16 protein-coding genes and 2 pseudogenes are annotated in these 17,053 nt (G+C 30.1%); all 18 read left to right on the plus strand.

Going from position 1 to position 17,053, the window contains the following annotated elements; translation table 11 throughout:
• Positions 1-25 precede the first annotated feature (25 nt).
• The 18 genes and pseudogenes from ATCC9714_RS01275 to gap all read left to right on the plus strand — a co-directional run bounded on the left by ATCC9714_RS01275 (position 26) and on the right by gap (position 16,867).
• Complete coding sequence (locus ATCC9714_RS01275) at positions 26-295, plus strand: CBO2463/CBO2479 domain-containing protein (RefSeq protein ID WP_054629612.1); 270 nt, start codon at positions 26-28, stop codon at positions 293-295.
• A gap of 16 nt (positions 296-311) precedes the next feature.
• Positions 312-1,037: a D-proline reductase (dithiol) protein PrdB gene (prdB, locus tag ATCC9714_RS01280; RefSeq protein ID WP_081013670.1), complete on the plus strand. Its 726-nt coding sequence runs from the start codon at positions 312-314 to the stop codon at positions 1,035-1,037.
• A 61-nt stretch (positions 1,038-1,098) separates the two neighbouring features.
• Positions 1,099-2,340 (plus strand): annotated as a pseudogene (gene prdD, locus ATCC9714_RS17505) (proline reductase cluster protein PrdD).
• Between the two features lie 19 nt (positions 2,341-2,359).
• The gene (locus tag ATCC9714_RS01295; protein ID WP_021130144.1) at positions 2,360-3,367 is read left to right on the plus strand and encodes a proline racemase; all 1,008 of its coding nucleotides are present in this window, start codon (positions 2,360-2,362) and stop codon (positions 3,365-3,367) included.
• Positions 3,368-3,477: 110 nt separating this feature from the next.
• Positions 3,478-4,350 (plus strand): sulfite exporter TauE/SafE family protein, encoded by an 873-nt coding sequence (locus ATCC9714_RS01300; protein ID WP_021130143.1) that lies wholly within the window; start codon positions 3,478-3,480, stop codon positions 4,348-4,350.
• Positions 4,351-4,542: 192 nt separating this feature from the next.
• On the plus strand, positions 4,543-5,178 hold the full coding sequence (locus tag ATCC9714_RS01305) for a single-stranded DNA-binding protein (protein WP_057545582.1): 636 nt from the start codon (positions 4,543-4,545) through the stop codon (positions 5,176-5,178).
• 140 nt (positions 5,179-5,318) lie between these two features.
• Complete coding sequence (locus ATCC9714_RS01310; protein WP_021130141.1) at positions 5,319-5,888, plus strand: class I SAM-dependent methyltransferase; 570 nt, start codon at positions 5,319-5,321, stop codon at positions 5,886-5,888.
• Positions 5,889-5,923: 35 nt separating this feature from the next.
• Entirely contained in the window at positions 5,924-6,073 is a 150-nt protein-coding gene (locus ATCC9714_RS01315; RefSeq protein ID WP_021126545.1) for a hypothetical protein, read from the plus strand.
• A complete protein-coding gene (locus ATCC9714_RS01320; protein WP_330374053.1) occupies positions 6,066-7,841 on the plus strand; it encodes a sigma-54 interaction domain-containing protein in 1,776 nt (591 codons plus the stop codon). Before ATCC9714_RS01315 ends, ATCC9714_RS01320 begins: the two co-directional genes overlap by 8 nt.
• Positions 7,842-8,017: 176 nt before the next feature.
• Entirely contained in the window at positions 8,018-9,322 is a 1,305-nt protein-coding gene (locus ATCC9714_RS01325) for an L-cysteine desulfidase family protein (RefSeq protein ID WP_021130139.1), read from the plus strand.
• 75 nt (positions 9,323-9,397) lie between these two features.
• Positions 9,398-9,937: a hypoxanthine phosphoribosyltransferase gene (gene hpt, locus ATCC9714_RS01330; protein WP_021126538.1), complete on the plus strand. Its 540-nt coding sequence runs from the start codon at positions 9,398-9,400 to the stop codon at positions 9,935-9,937.
• Positions 9,938-10,095: 158 nt separating this feature from the next.
• Positions 10,096-11,214: an amidohydrolase gene (locus ATCC9714_RS01335; protein ID WP_054629615.1), complete on the plus strand. Its 1,119-nt coding sequence runs from the start codon at positions 10,096-10,098 to the stop codon at positions 11,212-11,214.
• A 72-nt stretch (positions 11,215-11,286) separates the two neighbouring features.
• Entirely contained in the window at positions 11,287-11,535 is a 249-nt protein-coding gene (locus ATCC9714_RS01340; protein WP_021130136.1) for a small, acid-soluble spore protein, alpha/beta type, read from the plus strand.
• On the plus strand, positions 11,522-12,268 hold the full coding sequence (locus ATCC9714_RS01345; RefSeq protein WP_021126535.1) for a class I SAM-dependent DNA methyltransferase: 747 nt from the start codon (positions 11,522-11,524) through the stop codon (positions 12,266-12,268). The genes ATCC9714_RS01340 and ATCC9714_RS01345 overlap by 14 nt, the downstream gene beginning before the upstream one ends.
• A gap of 35 nt (positions 12,269-12,303) precedes the next feature.
• Entirely contained in the window at positions 12,304-13,185 is an 882-nt protein-coding gene (gene hslO, locus ATCC9714_RS01350) for an Hsp33 family molecular chaperone HslO (protein ID WP_057545583.1), read from the plus strand.
• Positions 13,186-13,295: 110 nt separating this feature from the next.
• A pseudogene (gene rpoN, locus ATCC9714_RS01355) lies at positions 13,296-14,633 on the plus strand (RNA polymerase factor sigma-54).
• A 144-nt stretch (positions 14,634-14,777) separates the two neighbouring features.
• Positions 14,778-15,800, plus strand: coding sequence for a sugar-binding transcriptional regulator (locus ATCC9714_RS01360; protein WP_054629618.1), 1,023 nt, complete (start codon positions 14,778-14,780; stop codon positions 15,798-15,800).
• A gap of 59 nt (positions 15,801-15,859) precedes the next feature.
• A complete protein-coding gene (gene gap, locus ATCC9714_RS01365) occupies positions 15,860-16,867 on the plus strand; it encodes a type I glyceraldehyde-3-phosphate dehydrogenase (RefSeq protein ID WP_054629619.1) in 1,008 nt (335 codons plus the stop codon).
• The last annotated feature ends 186 nt before the right edge of the window (positions 16,868-17,053 follow it).

The raw sequence follows: 17,053 nt of genomic DNA on the forward strand, positions 1-17,053 counted from the left end.
ATTGGTTATGGAAGGATGAATGAAAATGGATAGATTAAAATATATATCAACTGAAAGAATGTATGAAGGAGTAATAGTAGAGATAACTGACGGTGGGGTCACTATAGACTTAAAAGGCAGATTAGGCCAATTTAAAATACCGAAAAGAATGCTTATAACTGACTATGAACTTAAGCTTGGTCTTGAGGTTGGATTTATGTTAAGTTATCCAGAAGTATTAAGTCCAGAACCTAATCAAAAGTATGTAGATATAATTGAGAGAAATAAAAAAAATCAAGAAGATTTAGATAAATAGAAGGGAGAGGAAAAATATGAGCCTTACAACAATAAAAGGACTTCAATCTGAAATATTCGTTCCGATAACACCTCCTCCAGTTTGGACTCCTGTAACTAAAGAATTAAAGGATATGACTATAGCTTTAGCTACAGCAGCAGGTGTGCACTTAAAATCTGACAAGAGATTTAACTTAGCAGGTGACTTTACTTATAGAGAAATACCTGATAAAGCTACTACTGATGAGATGATGGTATCTCACGGTGGATACGATAACGCTGACGTTAACAAAGATATAAACTGTATGTTCCCTATAGATAGATTACATGAATTAGCTAAAGCTGGATTCATAAAATCTGTAGCTCCAGTTCACATCGGATTCATGGGTGGTGGTGGAGACCAAACTAAATTCACTGAAGAAACTGGTCCTGCTATAGCTCAAAGATTAAAAGATGAGGGCGTTGACGGTGTAGTTCTTACAGCTGGCTGAGGTACTTGCCATAGAACTGCCGTGATCGTGCAGAGAGCAATAGAAGAAGCTGGAATACCAACAATAATAATATCAGCTCTTCCTCCAGTAGTTAGACAAAACGGAACTCCAAGAGCAGTTGCTCCATTAGTTCCAATGGGTGCTAATGCTGGTGAACCAAACAATATAGAAATGCAAACAAACATATTAAGAGATACTTTAGAGCAATTAATTAAAATACCATCTGCTGGTAAGATAGTACAATTACCATACGAGTACGTAGCTCAAGTATAATTTAGATAAATATAGCCCTTCTCTAAATTTAGAGAAGGGCTTATATAAAAGGTGATATAAAGTGGAAGAAAAAATACTTAGAAGATTAGTTATTAAGCCATTTCATATAAATAATGTTGAATTCAACGATAAAGTCTCAATAGAAAAAGGTACACTATCCATAAATAAAAATTACATAGAAGAAATTCTTAAAGCTGAAAAACTAATTACAAAAATTAAGGTAGATATAATCAAGCCTGGAGATTACAATAGAGAAATTAATACTATTATGGACATAATTCCTATATCAACAAAAGTTTTAGGAAGACTTGGAGAAGGTATAACACATACTTTAACAGGTGTCTATGTTATGCTTACAGGAGTAGATGAAGATGGAAGACAAATGCACGAATTTGGATCTTCAGAAGGAATACTATCAGAACAAATGATATTTGGCAGAGCAGGAACTCCTTCACCTACAGATTATATAATACACTTTGATGTAACTGTTCAAGGTGGGTTACCATATGAAAGAAAACTTCCATTGGCAGCATTTAGAGCTTGCGATAAATTTATACAAACTATAAGAGAAAATTTAAAGCAAAAAGATGGAAGAGAGGCTACGCAAATTCGTGAATATTTTGACAAAATAAAACCTGGCGCTAAAAAAGTTGTCATAGTTAAACAAATTGCAGGCCAAGGTGCAATGTATGATAATCAGCTATTTTCTCAAGAACCTAGTGGCTTCGAGAGTGGTACATCAATAATAGATATTGGAAATGTGCCAATGATAATATCACCTAATGAATATAGAGATGGTGCCTTGAGAGCTATGACTTAATGAGGTGAGATTATGGGAATAGGACCATCAACTAAAGAAACATCACTACATCACTTTAGAGACCCTCTTTTAGATATTGTAGGGAATGATAAAGATGTAGACCTTTTAGGAATAGTAGTAGTAGGAACACCACAAGATAATAAAGAAAAAGAATTTGTTGGACAAAGAACAGCTGCATGGCTTGAAGCTATGAGGGCTGACGGCGTTATAATTTCTTGTGATGGGTGGGGAAACTCACACGTAGATTATGCTAATACTATTGAAGAAATTGGAAAAAGAGATATCCCGGTAGTTGGACTTACATTTAATGGAACACAAGCTAAATTTGTAGTTACCAATAGATATATGGATACAATAGTAGATTTTAATAAATCAGATAAGGGGATAGAAACTGAAGTTGTCGGCGAAAACACAGTAAACGAATTAGATGCAAAAAAATCTTTAGCTTTGCTGAAACTAAAAATGAGAAAGAAAACAAAATAATAATATAGGGGGCTGTACAATGAAATTTTCAAGAAGTATACAAGCGATAGACTCTCATACAATGGGAGAACCAACAAGAATAGTAACTGGTGGAATTCCTAACATAAAAGGAAAAACAATGGCTGAGAAAAAAGCTTACTTAGAAAACAACTTAGACCATTTAAGAACTGCTATAATGTTAGAGCCAAGAGGACATAACGATATGTTTGGTTCTATAATAACTCAACCTTGTCATGAAGAAGCAGACTTTGGAATAATCTTCATGGATGGTGGAGGATACCTAAATATGTGTGGACACGGTTCAATAGGAGCTATAACTGCTGCTGTAGAAACTGGTATGGTAGAAATGAAAGAGCCTGTAACACATGTTGTAATGGATACTCCAGCAGGTATAGTAAAAGGTGAAGCTAAAGTAGAAAATGGAAAAGTTAAAGGCGTTTCTATAGTAAACGTACCAGCATTTTTATATAAAAGAGATGTTCAAATAGAAATGCCTGAAATAGGAACAGTAACTTTTGATATATCTTTTGGTGGAAGTTTCTTTGCTATAGTAAAAGCTAGTGAATTAGGATTAAAAGTTGAACCTAAAAATGCTCAAAAATTAACTGAAATAGGTTTAAAAATGAGAGATATAATAAATGAAACTATAGAAATACAACATCCAGAATTATCTCATATAAAAACTGTAGATTTAGTTGAAATATATGATGAGCCAACTCATCCAGAAGCTACTTATAAAAACGTAGTTATATTTGGACAAGGTCAAGTTGATAGATCTCCATGTGGAACAGGAACAAGTGCTAAACTTGCAACACTACATGCAAAAGGTGAATTAAAAGAAGGCGAATTATTCGTATATGAAAGTATATTAGGAACACTATTTAAAGGAAGAGTAGTAGGAACTGATAAAGTAGCTGATTATGATGCTATAATACCTGAAATAACAGGAGCTGCATATATTACAGGATTCAATCACTTTGTTATAGATGACGAAGATCCAGTAAAATATGGATTTATATTAAAGTAGTATAATATTAAAAATTAATTTATAATAAATATGATTAAATGCGCTTAAGCATTTAATCTTATTTATTGTTTAAGACATTTTTTATAAATATCACTAGGAGGAATTATCATATGTTAAACGTAGTAAGAATACTATTAGCAGCTTTTGTATCAATATTTAGTTTTAATTTTTTCAAAGATCTATCAAAAGCTAAAGCAGCCAACAAGTTTGAAAATGTACCAGCTTGGAAGCCTTTTATAACAGGTTTTGTAACAGACTTTTTTGATACTTTAGGAATAGGATCATTCGCACCAACAGTTGCAATGATGAATGTTCTTAAAATAGATATACCTGATAAGTTAATACCAGGAACATTAAATGTATGTCATACTATACCAGTTATTGTAGAAGCTTTTATATTTACAACAGTTATAAAAGTAGACTCAATAACTTTAATAAGTTTATTAGCAGCAGCAGTTGTAGGATCTTATGTAGGTGCAGGAATAATATCTAAAATGGATGAAAGAAAAATACAAATAGTAATGGGATTTGCATTAGCAGCAACAGCATTATTAATGTTATTATCTGCGGTAGGATTATTCCCTTCAGGAGGAAATGCAACAGCATTAACTGGAACAAAACTTATAATCGGTATAGTTGGTAACTTTATATTTGGAGCACTAATGACTGCAGGGGTTGGGTTATATTCTCCATGTATGGCTATGGTTTACTTCTTAGGAATGTCTCCGTCAGTAGCATTCCCTATAATGATGGGGTCTTGTGCTTTATTAATGCCAACAGCAAGTGTTAAATTTATAAAAGAAGAAACATACGCAAAGAAAACTTCTTTATGGATAGCAATAGGTGGAATTATAGGGGTAATTATAGCTGCAAGCTTTGTTAGTTCAATGCCTATGGATATACTAAGATGGGTAGTAATAGTTGTTATAGCATACACTTCAGTTACTATGTTAAAAAAAGCATTTACAGCAAGTAAAGCTTAGATAATTTGATAAAGATTAGAATATGCCGTATTTTACATTGAAAATACGGTATATTTTTATTTTTTGCCAATCTAAACTCATTTAATAATTCTAAATTTTATTAAACCTGTAATAAAAATAAGTTGATGTAAATATATTTATTATATAGGTTCAAGATAAAAAAATGGAATTAACAATTTTGGGGGGAAGAATATGATGAATTTAAAGGAAGATACGAACATAGTAAATTTAAGAGGAGAACTTGGAGAAGAATTAGCTTTTAGCCATGAAATATTCGGAGAAAAGTTTTACAGTGCGAAAATAAAAATTCATAGACTAAGTGATACATATGATATTTTACCTATAACTATATCTGAAAGGCTATTACAAGAAATTGATTTAAATAAAAATAACTTAGTTGACGTTGTTGGTCAATTAAGATCATATAATAAAAATATAGATAATAGAAATAAACTTGTATTAACTGTTTTTGCTAGAGAGTTAAATTTAGTTAAAGAAGAGGCTAAAGACCCAAATAGTATTTTCTTAGACGGGTATATATGTAAAGATCCTATATATAGAAAAACTCCTTTAGGGAGAGAAATAACTGATTTATTAGTTGCTATAAATAGACCTTACAATAAATCTGATTACATACCATCAATTGTATGGGGAAGAAATGCGAAATTTGCAAAAAATTTAGAAGTAGGGGATAGGATTCAAATGTGGGGTAGAGTTCAAAGTAGAGATTATGAAAAGAAACTTGAAGATGGAACTATAGAAAAAAGAGTTGCATATGAAGTTTCTATATCTAAAATAAAAAAATTAGATGAAAACAATATAAATTAAATATACTTCGCTTAGGAAAACCATATTAAAAAAATTATTTAAAAATACTTTAAAATGGTTATTGAATAGTTGCTCATGATTTATTATAATCTATTCTATGATGTAAAAAACAAACACTGAAAAGTAGAAGGGGGAGCACTGTGAAAAGCGTAGTACAATGGAGTTATGAATCAAATTACTTTGCAGAGGATGCCGAAGAAGACATATTAAGCATTATAAGATATAATATAGGAGAAAGAGTTTTATTAGTTGGAAATATAGGTACCCTAGGTAAGAGATTGAGGATGCTTGGAGTCCATGTTACTATACTTGAAGATAGTGCATATCACGATATATGCTACTCTTTAATACACAATGAAAATTGTAGTGTAGTTAAGGGCTGCTTAGAACTATTACCTTTTTCAGATCATTGTTTTGATAAAGTTATTGTACTGAATCAATTTAATTATACTAATAACCAGTCAAAAGCTTTAAAAGAAATTCATAGAGTATTAAACTCAAGTGGAGAAGTTATATTACAAGATCCAAACTTAGAAAAATTAAAAACAAAATTAAAATGTATTAAACATAGATTATGTGGAGAACGTATAAAGTATCATTCTCCAAAAGAAATAGTAAAAAAACTTGAGTGCTTAAATTTTACAGGTGTTTTAGAAAATCTAAAAAGTGACAAGTATATTTATATAGGAAAAAAAATTATTGAAGACTAGGTTATGCCTGGTCTTTTGTTATAGGAGGAAATTTTATGAATATAAATTATAATATGATAATTGTAGTTATGTTGTTTGTAATATTAATATCAATACAGTATACTTTAAATAAGATATACAGAACTCTTAATGAAATGAAGGTACTAATGTACAAAGATAGACTAAGGGATGGAAAATATGATTAACTTAAACTTTATAAAAAAAGATATACAAAATATAGCAGAAGCTATATCTGCTGTTTTAGAAATTGATGTTACTATAGTAGATTCTAATTTAGTTAGGATTGCAGGAACTGGAACATATTTTCATAAGATAGGACAACAATTAAAAGAATATTCAGCTTTTAAATATTCCTTAACAAAAAAAAGGGAACTAATAATAGAAGACCCTAAGAGCAATGAAATTTGTAAGGAATGTTATAGTAATAATATATGTAAAGAGTTTGCAGAAGTATGTTGCCCAATTGTATATGACAATAAGTCTTATGGAGTTATAGGATTAATTGCCTTTACTCAAGAACAAGCCGATGTAATTAAATTTAGAAAAGTAGATTTAATGAATTTTTTACATAGAATGGCAGACCTTATTTCGAGTAAATTGAAAGCTGAGATAAAAACTTATGAAGTAGAACTTGAAAAGAAAAAACTAGAGACGCTTTTAGATAATATGGATAAAGCGGTAGTTTCATTAGATAAAGATGCTAATATAGAAAAATATAATCTTAAGTTTAAAGAAATATTTGGAGTTAAAAAAGATATAATAGGTAGTTTTATCGGTGATGTATTAAATTTTGCAAAAGATAATAACTTTAATAGTATAGATAATGAAAAATCATGTAACTTTACCTATAGAGGAATAAATAAAGAATTTAAAGGTATCTATAATATAAAGCCAATTTTATTAAATAATGAACTAAAAGGATATGTATTAGATTTTATAGATAAAGTAGATGCGATAAAAAACTATAATAAAATAAGTAATGATCACAGAATATTTTTAGAAAATATAATAGGAACAAGCTATTCAATAAACAAAGCTAAGGAAGAAGCTTTGATGGCATCTAAAACAAGTTCGACTGTCTTAATAACAGGAGAAAGTGGAACCGGGAAAGAGCTATTTGCAAGGGCTATCCATAATCATAGTAAGAGAGCAGGAAACCCTTTTATAGCTATAAACTGTGCAGCTATACCTGATAATCTTCTAGAAAGTGAGTTATTTGGATATGAAGAAGGAGCTTTTACAGGAGCTAAAAAAGGTGGGAGTTTAGGTAAATTTGAGTTAGCAGATAAAGGAACTATATTTTTAGATGAAATAGGAGATATGAGTCTTCATCTACAAGCAAAACTACTTAGAGTTTTACAAGAGAAAGAAGTAGATAAAATAGGCGCTAAGCACAATGTTTCAATAGATGTAAGAATAATTGCAGCTACTAACAAAGATTTAGAGCACATGGTTAAAAAAGGAACCTTTAGAGAAGATTTATACTATAGGTTAAATGTAATTCCTGTAGTTTTACCAACTTTAAGACAACGTAAAAATGATATACACTTACTTATAGATTATATGATAAACGAGTATTCTAGTAAGTTAAATAAAAGTGTTGAAGATGTAGATATTCAAGCTTTGGAGTATTTATGTAATTATAGTTGGCCAGGTAATATTAGAGAATTACAAAATGTAATAGAATATAGTGTTAATAGGTGTGAAGGAAGCACTATAACATTAGATAATCTTCCAGGAAGAGTTAAACGTATAAATAAAGATGAGGAACTTATCAAGAGTTCTGATGAACATATATCTAATTTAGATGATTTAGAAAAATGCGAGATAATAAAAGCATTAGATAAATACAAAGATTATAAGAAAGATAAAGATTTAGCAGCTAAAGCACTAGGTATATCTAGGGCTACATTATATAGAAAAATAGATAAATATAAAATAGTCTCAAAATGATACTTAATCTCATTTTGAGACTATTTTTTTTCTAAATGAGACTGAAATGACAAAAATTTATCTATTTCGACTCTCCATATAAGCGTTTTCAACGAAAAAAATAAAAAAATTTTTGGCATGGTTTTTGCTTAATATAATTGTATAAATATTTTTGAGCTATCTAGGAGGAGAATAAAATGAAAAATCTACAAACAAAATTAGTTAATATATTAAGAGCAGAAGTTAAACCTGCATTAGGATGTACAGAGCCAGTAGCTGTTGCATTAGCTTGTGCAAAAGCTAAAGAAACATTAGGAGAAGATGTTGTAAAATGTACAATAGGACTTAGCCCAAATGTATATAAAAACGGTATGTGTGTAGGTATACCAGGTACAGAAAGATTAGGATTAAAAATATCTGCTGCTATGGGTCTTATAGGTGGAAAATCAGAAAACGGATTAAGAGTATTAGAAACATTAACTAAAGATGATGTTAAAGTTGCTGAAAACTTTATGGATAATAATGAAATAAGCATATCACCAATAGATACAAATGAAAAAGTTTATATAGAAGTTAAATTAGAAGGAAAAAATAATACTGCTAAAGTTGTTATAAGAACTAAGCATGACAATATAGTATTCGTTGAGAAAAATAAAGATGTTTTAGTAAATGAAGAAATAGTTGAAGTTGCTGCAACATCAGCTGAACCTAAAGAGAATATATTAGATACTATAACTATAAAAGAAATAGTAAAAGCTATGGAAACTGTAGATTTCGAAGAAATAAAATTCTTATTAGACGGAATAACTATGAACGAAGAGATAGCTAAGTACGGATTAAATGAGAAAGTTGGAGTAGGTGTAGGATTTGGTATTAAAAAATCAATAGAATCAGGACTATTAGGTGATGATTTAATGAACTACACAATGATGATAACAGCTGCTGCATCAGATGCTAGAATGGCAGGAGTTAAATTACCAGTTATGAGTTCAAACGGAAGTGGAAACCATGGTATAACAGCTATACTTCCAATAGTTGCATACAATGATAAATTCCCTCAAACAGAAGATAAATTAGCAAGATCATTAGCAATATCTCACTTATTAACTGCATACGTTAAAAACTATACAGGAAGATTATCTGCAGTTTGTGGATGTGGAGTAGCAGCATCTATAGGAGCTACAGCAGGATTAGCTTGGTTAATGGGATGCACTGAGACTCAAATAGAAGGTGCAATAGAAAACATGGTTGCTAACTTAAGTGGTATGATATGTGATGGAGCTAAAGCAGGATGTGCTTTAAAACTTGCATCAGCAGCATCAGCAGCAGTACAAAGTGCTATAATAGCTAAACAAGATTGTATAGTACCTCCAATGAACGGAATAGTTGGAACTGGAGCTGAGCAAAGTATACAAAACCTAGGTAGAGTAAGTGATAAAGGTATGACTACTACAGATAAGGTTATAATAAGCGTAATGGATGATATGAATAAAGCTAATTAATATTTGTTCAAACCGTTGCAAAATTAAGAAATCTCTTATAAAATGTATATATCATTATACAGCGGAGGTTATAAAATGGATATAGAAACTAAAAAATGGGAAGTATTATGTTCAGAAGAGCAAATACAAGAAAGATTAAAAGAACTAGGAGCACAAATATCTAAAGACTATGAAGGCAAAAAATTAATGGTTATATCATTATTAAAAGGAAGTTTTATATTCTGTGCAGACTTAGTAAGACACATAACAATACCTGTTAAAATAGGATTTATGACTACTTCAAGTTATGGACATGGGGAAAGTAGTACTGGCCAAGTTAATATGGTAGCGGATATAAGCGATGATATAGAAGGATATGATGTTTTAGTTGTAGACGATATAACTGATACAGCACTTACTATGAACTTTGTTATGGGTCACTTAAAAACTAAAAACCCAGCTAGTATAAAATGTTGCGTTCTTTTAGACAAACCAAGTAGAAGAAAGGTAGAATTAGTACCTAACTACTGTGGATTTGAAATAGAAGACAAATTTGTTGTAGGATACGGATTAAACTACGGAGATTATTATAGAAACGTACCTTACGTATTTAATGTTACTAACGAAGATAGATAATAAAAAGAGATTGGATATATCCAATCTCTTTTTTTATAATAATTAAAAAACAGCACTAAAAACAATAAATTTAATAAAGTTAAGCATTAATAGCAATACAAAGCTAATATATATTGGGTATAATTAAAAAAAGATAATTTGTTGTAAAGGAGAATTATATGAACAATATATGTAATATAAAAGAATCAATGAAAAATAATAGAAAAGAATTACATGTACTAGCTGAAATTGGAAATAAAGAATTTCAAACTAGTAATTATATAAAAAACTATTTAAAAAACATAGGAGTAGATTTTGAAGAGTATCTAGAAACAGCAGTAGTAGGAATGATAAAAGGTAAAAATCCTTCAAAAACTATAGCATTCAGAGCAGATATGGATGCACTTACACTAGGAGATACTGCAAAACACCTATGCGGTCATGATGGTCATATGAGTGTACTTTTAGGATTAGTAACTTATTTAAATGAACATAGAGAAAACTTAGTAGATAATGTAGTATTTATATTCCAACCCGCAGAGGAGGGCCCAGGGGGAGCTCAACCACTAATAAAAGCAGGAATAGTTGAAAAGTACAATATAGATGAAATATATGGACTTCATATATACCCAGAAATACCAGAAGGATATGTAGGAACTAGACCTAACTATTTCTTAGCGCAAGTTGGAGAGTTAGACATAGATATAACTGCAAAAAGTGGCCATGGAGCTATGCCTCAAAATGGAATAGATGGTATTGTTTTAGCATCAAGTTTTATAGGAAGTTTACAAACAATAGTATCTAGAAATATAAGTCCACTAGATAATGCAGTACTTACTATAGGTAAGATGGCTGGAGGTACTAGAAGAAATATAATAGCTGAAAAAATAAGAATAGAAGGTACTATAAGAGCTTTTAAACCAGAAGTGTATGAAACTATCAAAAAGAGAATTAGAGAACTGGCAAAGGGATATGAAGTTGCTTATAACTGTACAATAGATGTTGAAATAAGAGATGATTATCCAGCTGTTAATAATAATGAAGCTTTATATGAAGAATTTACAAAAGTTATAGAACCAGACAAATTAATAAAATTAGATCCTATAATGATTTCAGAAGATTTTTCTTTCTATCAACAAGTAATACCAGGATTATTTTTTATGCTAGGAGCTAAAAATGAAGAAAAAGGATTTGTACATGGACTTCATAGCTTAAACTTTAATTTTGACGAGGGTATATTAGGAAATGCATTAGAGATATATATTAATTTACTAAAGCATAAAAAATCTTTACTATAATATTAAAACACTCCTTATTTTGTATAAATTTTTATTATCTGACAAAAATACAAAATGAAGGAGTGATTTTTTATGAATAATAAACAAATTGATATAAATAAACCAAGAGTAAAAAGCTCAAGTGGTAAAAAGAAAATATTGACAGATGATGATATAATGAAATATGAGATAGCATCAGAACTTGGCTTAATGGACAAGGTTTCTGAGCTTGGTTGGGGAGGATTAACTGCCAAGGAAGCAGGGCGTATTGGAGGTATGTTAACATCCCGTAAAAAGAAAAAGAAAAAAATAGAGAAGGACGAAAGCGATGGATCAGTATAAAGATTTTGCATTTGTTTATGATAAGCTTATGAATGATGTTGATTATGACAAATGGGTTAAATATATAGAAGATATAATAAAAAATGAAGGTGCTAAGGTTAAGAATATACTTGAGTTAGCATGTGGAACAGGTAATGTAACAATACCTTTAGCAAAAAAGGAATATGATATAGCTGGAATAGATATATCAGCAGAAATGCTAAGTGTAGCAAAGGAAAAAGCTGAAAAACAAGGAATAGAATTAGTTTTATTACAACAAGATATAGCTGAACTAGATTTTGAAATAACAGGTTTAGATTGTGTTTTATGTGCATGTGATGGGTTTAACTACATTACTTATGATGATGATTTACAAAATGTATTTGACACAACATATGAACTTTTAAAAGAAGATGGAGTGTTTATATTTGATATTAGTTCATATTATAAACTTGCTAATATATTAGGTGGAAATATATACGGAGAAAATAGAGATGATGTTTCATACCTATGGCAAAACTACTTTGATGATGAAGAGAATTTATTAGAAATGGAATTAGCATTCTTTATAAAAGGTGAAGACAATAGATATGATAAATTTGAAGAGGTTCATCAACAAAGAGCTTATACAGAAGAAGAAGTAATTGAGATGCTTCAAGAATCTGGATTTGGGAATATAAAAGTATATGGAGACTTTACATTTAACAAACCAAATGAAGAGTCAGAAAGAATATTCTTTATTTGTAGAAAATAGATATTAATTAGCTTAAATTGATTGGAGGAATACGTATGAAGGATTATGTAATAAGAGCTACAGCTGGAGACGGTCAAGTTAGAGCTTTTGTTGCTACTACTAGAAACATGGTAGAGCAAGCTAGAGAGTTTCATAAAACTACTAAAGTTGCAACTGCTGCTTTAGGAAGAACACTTACAGCAACATCTATGATGGGGCTTATGATGAAAAACGATGGAGATAAAATAACAGTTATAATAAAAGGTGGAGGTCCTATAGGAAATATCTTAGCAACGGCAAATGCTAAAGGTATAGTAAAGGGATATGTAGATAATCCAAATGTTGTAGTTGAAGATTATCCTAATGGAAAATTAAATGTTGCAGCAGCAGTTGGAACAGAAGGTACAGTTAGAGTAACTAAAGACTTAGGATTAAGAGAACCATATAATGGTTCATATCCTATAGTAAGTGGAGAGATTGCACAAGATTTAACTTATTACTTTGCAGTATCTGAACAAACTCCATCAGTAGTTGCATTAGGAGTATTAACTAAAGAAGATGAAGTTGAATATGCAGGTGGATTTATAGTTCAATTAATGCCAGATGCATCTGAAGAAACGATATCAAAATTAGAATCTAATGTGGCTAAATTAGCATCTATAACAAACATGCTAAAAGATGGTAAAACTCCTGAAGATATACTTGAAATTGTACTTGATGGACTAAACCCTCAAATACTAGATAAGTGTGAAGTTGGATTTGAATGTGATTGTTCAAAAGAAAGAGTTGAAGGAGTATTAATATCAATAGGTAAAGACCAGTTAACTGAGATAATAGAAGAGGATAAACAAGCAGAAATAGGATGTCAATTCTGTAACTCCAAGTATGTATTTGATGAAGAAGAATTAAAAGCCATAAGAGACAAAATGAACAAGTAAAAAATGTTTAAGTAAAACCCTTTTGCACAAGTGTTATACCAAGTGGTAGAATATACTCATGCGAAAGGGTTTTTTTATTTTAAAAACAAAAAAAGTGAGGTGAAAAATTTATGAACTTTAATAATAGGTTGGAACTGACACAATCTCAAAAATTAGTTATGACAACACAGTTAAAGCAATCATTATCAATACTTAATATGAATAAAATTGAGCTAGAAGAAGTAATAAAAAAAGAATCAGAAGAAAATCCACTATTAGATGTTGAACGTAAAGAAGAAATAAATTGGGAAGCCTATATAAAAAATATGGATAATGGTTATAAAAGAGAAGTTAACTATAATCCAGACAATGAATTAAATCTTGAAAATATTATAAAAGAAGAAACAAATTTATATGAGTATTTAAGTTTACAAATTGGATTGTATAAAATTCCAAACTCAGAAAGAGAAGTTTGTAATTATATAATAGATAGTTTAGATGAAGATGGATATTTAAGGGTCTCAGAACAATGAATGATCGATGAATTAGATGTAGAGATGACTACATTTGAAAAATGTTTGAATATAATTCAACAACTAGATCCAATAGGGGTTGGAGCAAGAAATTTAGCTGAATGTTTAATAATTCAGGCGAAAAATCAAGGTATTTATGAAGAAGAACTTATAACAATAATAGAAGAAGATTTAGATTTAATAGCTTTAAATAAGGTAAAAGAAATAAGCAAAAAGCATAAAATATCAATGCAAAAATGTATAAATTTAATTAATAAAATAAAAAAATTAGATCCAAAACCAGGGAAAATGTGTTGTAGTGAAAGACCAGTATATGTGCAACCTGATGTTATGGTTGAAAAAATAGATAATGAATTTATTGTGTATATAAACGAAAAGGATTCATATTTATTAAAAATTAACAATTTTTATAAAGAAGTACTTAAAAATTCATCTTCTGATAATGAAGCTAAAGAATTTATAAAAAATAAACTTAATTCTGCTACTAATTTAGTAAAAAATATACAAAGTAGAAATCATACTGTACTTAAAATTGCACAAGCGATAGTTTCATATCAAGAAGAGTTTTTTAACAAGGGCCCACAGTTTATAAAACCATTAAAATTAAAAGATATTGCACAAATTATAGACTGTCATGAATCGACTGTAAGTAGAGGTGTTAATGGAAAATATATGTTAACTCCATTTGGTCTATATGAATTTAAATATTTTTTCAGTAGTGCAATAGAAACTACAAGCGACGAAATGACATCAAGCACTAGTATAAAAAAGATTATAAAGGAAACAATAAAAGGGGAAAATAAGAAAAAACCGTTAAGTGATGAACATTTGTCGAAAATTTTGAAAGAACAAGGAATATCAGTTGCTAGAAGGACTGTATCTAAGTATAGAGAGGAATTAAACATACCTTCATCTAGCAAAAGAAGGGAATACTAATAAAATAAATATAAAAAAATTTTAAAAACTATTGAAATTAATAAGGATTTCCTATAAAATAAAATTAACTTGTGGGACTGAAAATTAAACAAGGGACAAAAAAAGTCCCTAAGACATTGATTAAGATTGAAGGAGCAAGGTTAGATGAATAAATTAATTGATATGCAAAAAAAATTAATTCCACAAGTGGTAGAGCTTATGGAAAGAAGATATTCTATCCTAAGGCAAATATCTTTAAGCGAACCAATAGGAAGACGTACACTATCAAACATGCTAGATATTAGCGAAAGAATAATAAGATCTGAAACAGAAGTCTTAAAAGAACAAAATCTTATAAATGTAGCTGGATCAGGGATGACAGTCACAGAAGAAGGATCAGAACTTTTAGATGAATTAAAAGATGTTATGAATGATGTAATGGGTCTTTCTAAGCTACAACAAAGAGTTAAGGAGAAACTAGGAATAAAGAAAGTTATAGTAGTTCCTGGTAACTTTGAGAAAAACGAAAGCTTACTAAAAGACGTTGCAAAGAGTGGAGCCGAATACTTCTTAAGTATTTTAAAAGATTCTAATGTAGTTTCGGTAACCGGTGGAAGCACTATGCTAGAATTTGCAAGTAGTTTAAAAAGCGATAAGAAATACAATCAAACAACTATCGTACCTGCAAGAGGTGGGGTTGGAAAAGATGTAGAAACTCAATCAAATAATATTGTAGCTATCTTAGGAAAAAAATTAGGAGCACACTATAAATTACTTAACGTTCCAGATGAACTAGGTGCAGAAGCTATGAAAACGCTTAGTTTAGAACCAGAGATAAATAAAACTTTAAACTACATAGTAAATACAGACATACTTGTATTTGGTATAGGAAGAGCCGATGAAATGGCAAAAAGAAGAAAATTACCAAAATCACAAGTTGAGGAAATTTTATCAAAAGGTGCTGTAGGAGAAGCCTTTGGATATTACTTCAATAAAAACGGTGAAATAGTATGTGAACTAAATACTGTAGGAATAAAGTTGGAAACCTTTAAATCTGTAAAAAATAATATAGCTATATTTGCAGGCTCAAGCAAAGCTGAAGCAGTTACTGCAATTTCTAAAATAAATCAAAATATGGTTATTGTTACAGATGAGGAAAGTGCTTACAAAATATTAGAAATAAATTAATTAATAACTAGCTAAAGCTAGAAAAATATACACACATTTACTTTAGGGAGGCAAATACAATGGTTAAAGTAGCAATTAATGGATTTGGTAGAATAGGTAGATTAGCATTAAGAAGATTAATGGAGCAAACTGATAAGTTCGAAGTAGTAGCAATAAACGACTTAACAGATGCTAAAACATTAGCTCACTTATTTAAATATGATTCAGCTCAAGGAAGATTCAATGGTGAAATAGAAGTTAAAGAAGGAGCTTTCGTAGTTAACGGACAAGAAATAAAAGTTACTGCTGAAAGAAACCCAGCAGATTTACCTTGGAAAGAATTAAATGTTGATATAGTTTTAGAATGTACTGGATTCTTCACATCTCAAGAAAAAGCTGGTCTTCACTTAGAAGCTGGAGCTAAGAAAGTTGTTATATCTGCACCTGCAACAGGAGATTTAAAAACAGTAGTATACAACGTTAACCATGATATATTAGATGGTAGCGAGACAGTTATATCAGGAGCTTCTTGTACAACTAACTGTTTAGCACCAATGGTTAAAACTTTAAATGATAAATTCGGATTACAAAAAGGATTTATGACTACTATACATGCATATACTAATGACCAAAATACTTTAGATGGTCCTCATGCTAAAGGAGATTTAAGAAGAGCTAGAGCTGCTGCTGCAAACATAGTTCCTAACACTACAGGAGCTGCAAAAGCTATAGGTTTAGTAATACCAGAATTAAAAGGTAAATTAGACGGAGGAGCTCAAAGAGTTCCAGTTATAACTGGTTCTTTAACTGAATTAGTTTGTACATTAGACAAAAAGGTAACTGTAGAAGAACTAAATGCTGCAATGAAAGAAGCATCTAATGAGTCTTTCGGATACACTGAAGAGCCATTAGTATCTACAGATATAATAGGAATAGAGTTTGGATCATTATTCGATGCAACTCAAACAAGAGTTATGGAAGTAGATGGACAACAATTGGTTAAAGTTACTTCTTGGTATGACAATGAAATGTCTTACACTTCTCAATTAATAAGAACATTAGGATACTTCGCTAACTTAGCTAAGTAATTTAAATAAAAATAACAGGATTTAAAAAAGTCCGGGTTTGTAGTTTAATACTACGGGCTCTGGACTTTTTTTAACAATATATAAAGTTAAATAAAGCGGATTTTTTACAAATGTGATATACTTTTATGGGAAAAGATAGAAATATGATATACTAAACAGTGAAAACTGTTTTGAGAGGAGATAGGA

Source organism: Paraclostridium sordellii (genome assembly GCF_000953675.1).
GTDB classification, from domain to species: Bacteria; Bacillota; Clostridia; order Peptostreptococcales; family Peptostreptococcaceae; genus Paraclostridium; species Paraclostridium sordellii.

Coding starts and splice junctions, on each gene's coding strand:
- ATCC9714_RS01305 (WP_057545582.1), top strand. CDS start 4,543: ATGATGAATTTAAAGGAAGATACGAACATAGTAAATTTAAGAGGAGAA.
- ATCC9714_RS01320 (WP_330374053.1), top strand. CDS start 6,066: ATGATTAACTTAAACTTTATAAAAAAAGATATACAAAATATAGCAGAA.
- ATCC9714_RS01345 (WP_021126535.1), top strand. CDS start 11,522: ATGGATCAGTATAAAGATTTTGCATTTGTTTATGATAAGCTTATGAAT.
- ATCC9714_RS01300 (WP_021130143.1), top strand. CDS start 3,478: ATGTTAAACGTAGTAAGAATACTATTAGCAGCTTTTGTATCAATATTT.
- ATCC9714_RS01275 (WP_054629612.1), top strand. CDS start 26: ATGGATAGATTAAAATATATATCAACTGAAAGAATGTATGAAGGAGTA.
- ATCC9714_RS01340 (WP_021130136.1), top strand. CDS start 11,287: ATGAATAATAAACAAATTGATATAAATAAACCAAGAGTAAAAAGCTCA.
- ATCC9714_RS01335 (WP_054629615.1), top strand. CDS start 10,096: ATGAACAATATATGTAATATAAAAGAATCAATGAAAAATAATAGAAAA.
- ATCC9714_RS01315 (WP_021126545.1), top strand. CDS start 5,924: ATGAATATAAATTATAATATGATAATTGTAGTTATGTTGTTTGTAATA.
- ATCC9714_RS01295 (WP_021130144.1), top strand. CDS start 2,360: ATGAAATTTTCAAGAAGTATACAAGCGATAGACTCTCATACAATGGGA.
- hpt (WP_021126538.1), top strand. CDS start 9,398: ATGGATATAGAAACTAAAAAATGGGAAGTATTATGTTCAGAAGAGCAA.
- ATCC9714_RS01360 (WP_054629618.1), top strand. CDS start 14,778: ATGAATAAATTAATTGATATGCAAAAAAAATTAATTCCACAAGTGGTA.
- gap (WP_054629619.1), top strand. CDS start 15,860: ATGGTTAAAGTAGCAATTAATGGATTTGGTAGAATAGGTAGATTAGCA.
- hslO (WP_057545583.1), top strand. CDS start 12,304: ATGAAGGATTATGTAATAAGAGCTACAGCTGGAGACGGTCAAGTTAGA.
- ATCC9714_RS01325 (WP_021130139.1), top strand. CDS start 8,018: ATGAAAAATCTACAAACAAAATTAGTTAATATATTAAGAGCAGAAGTT.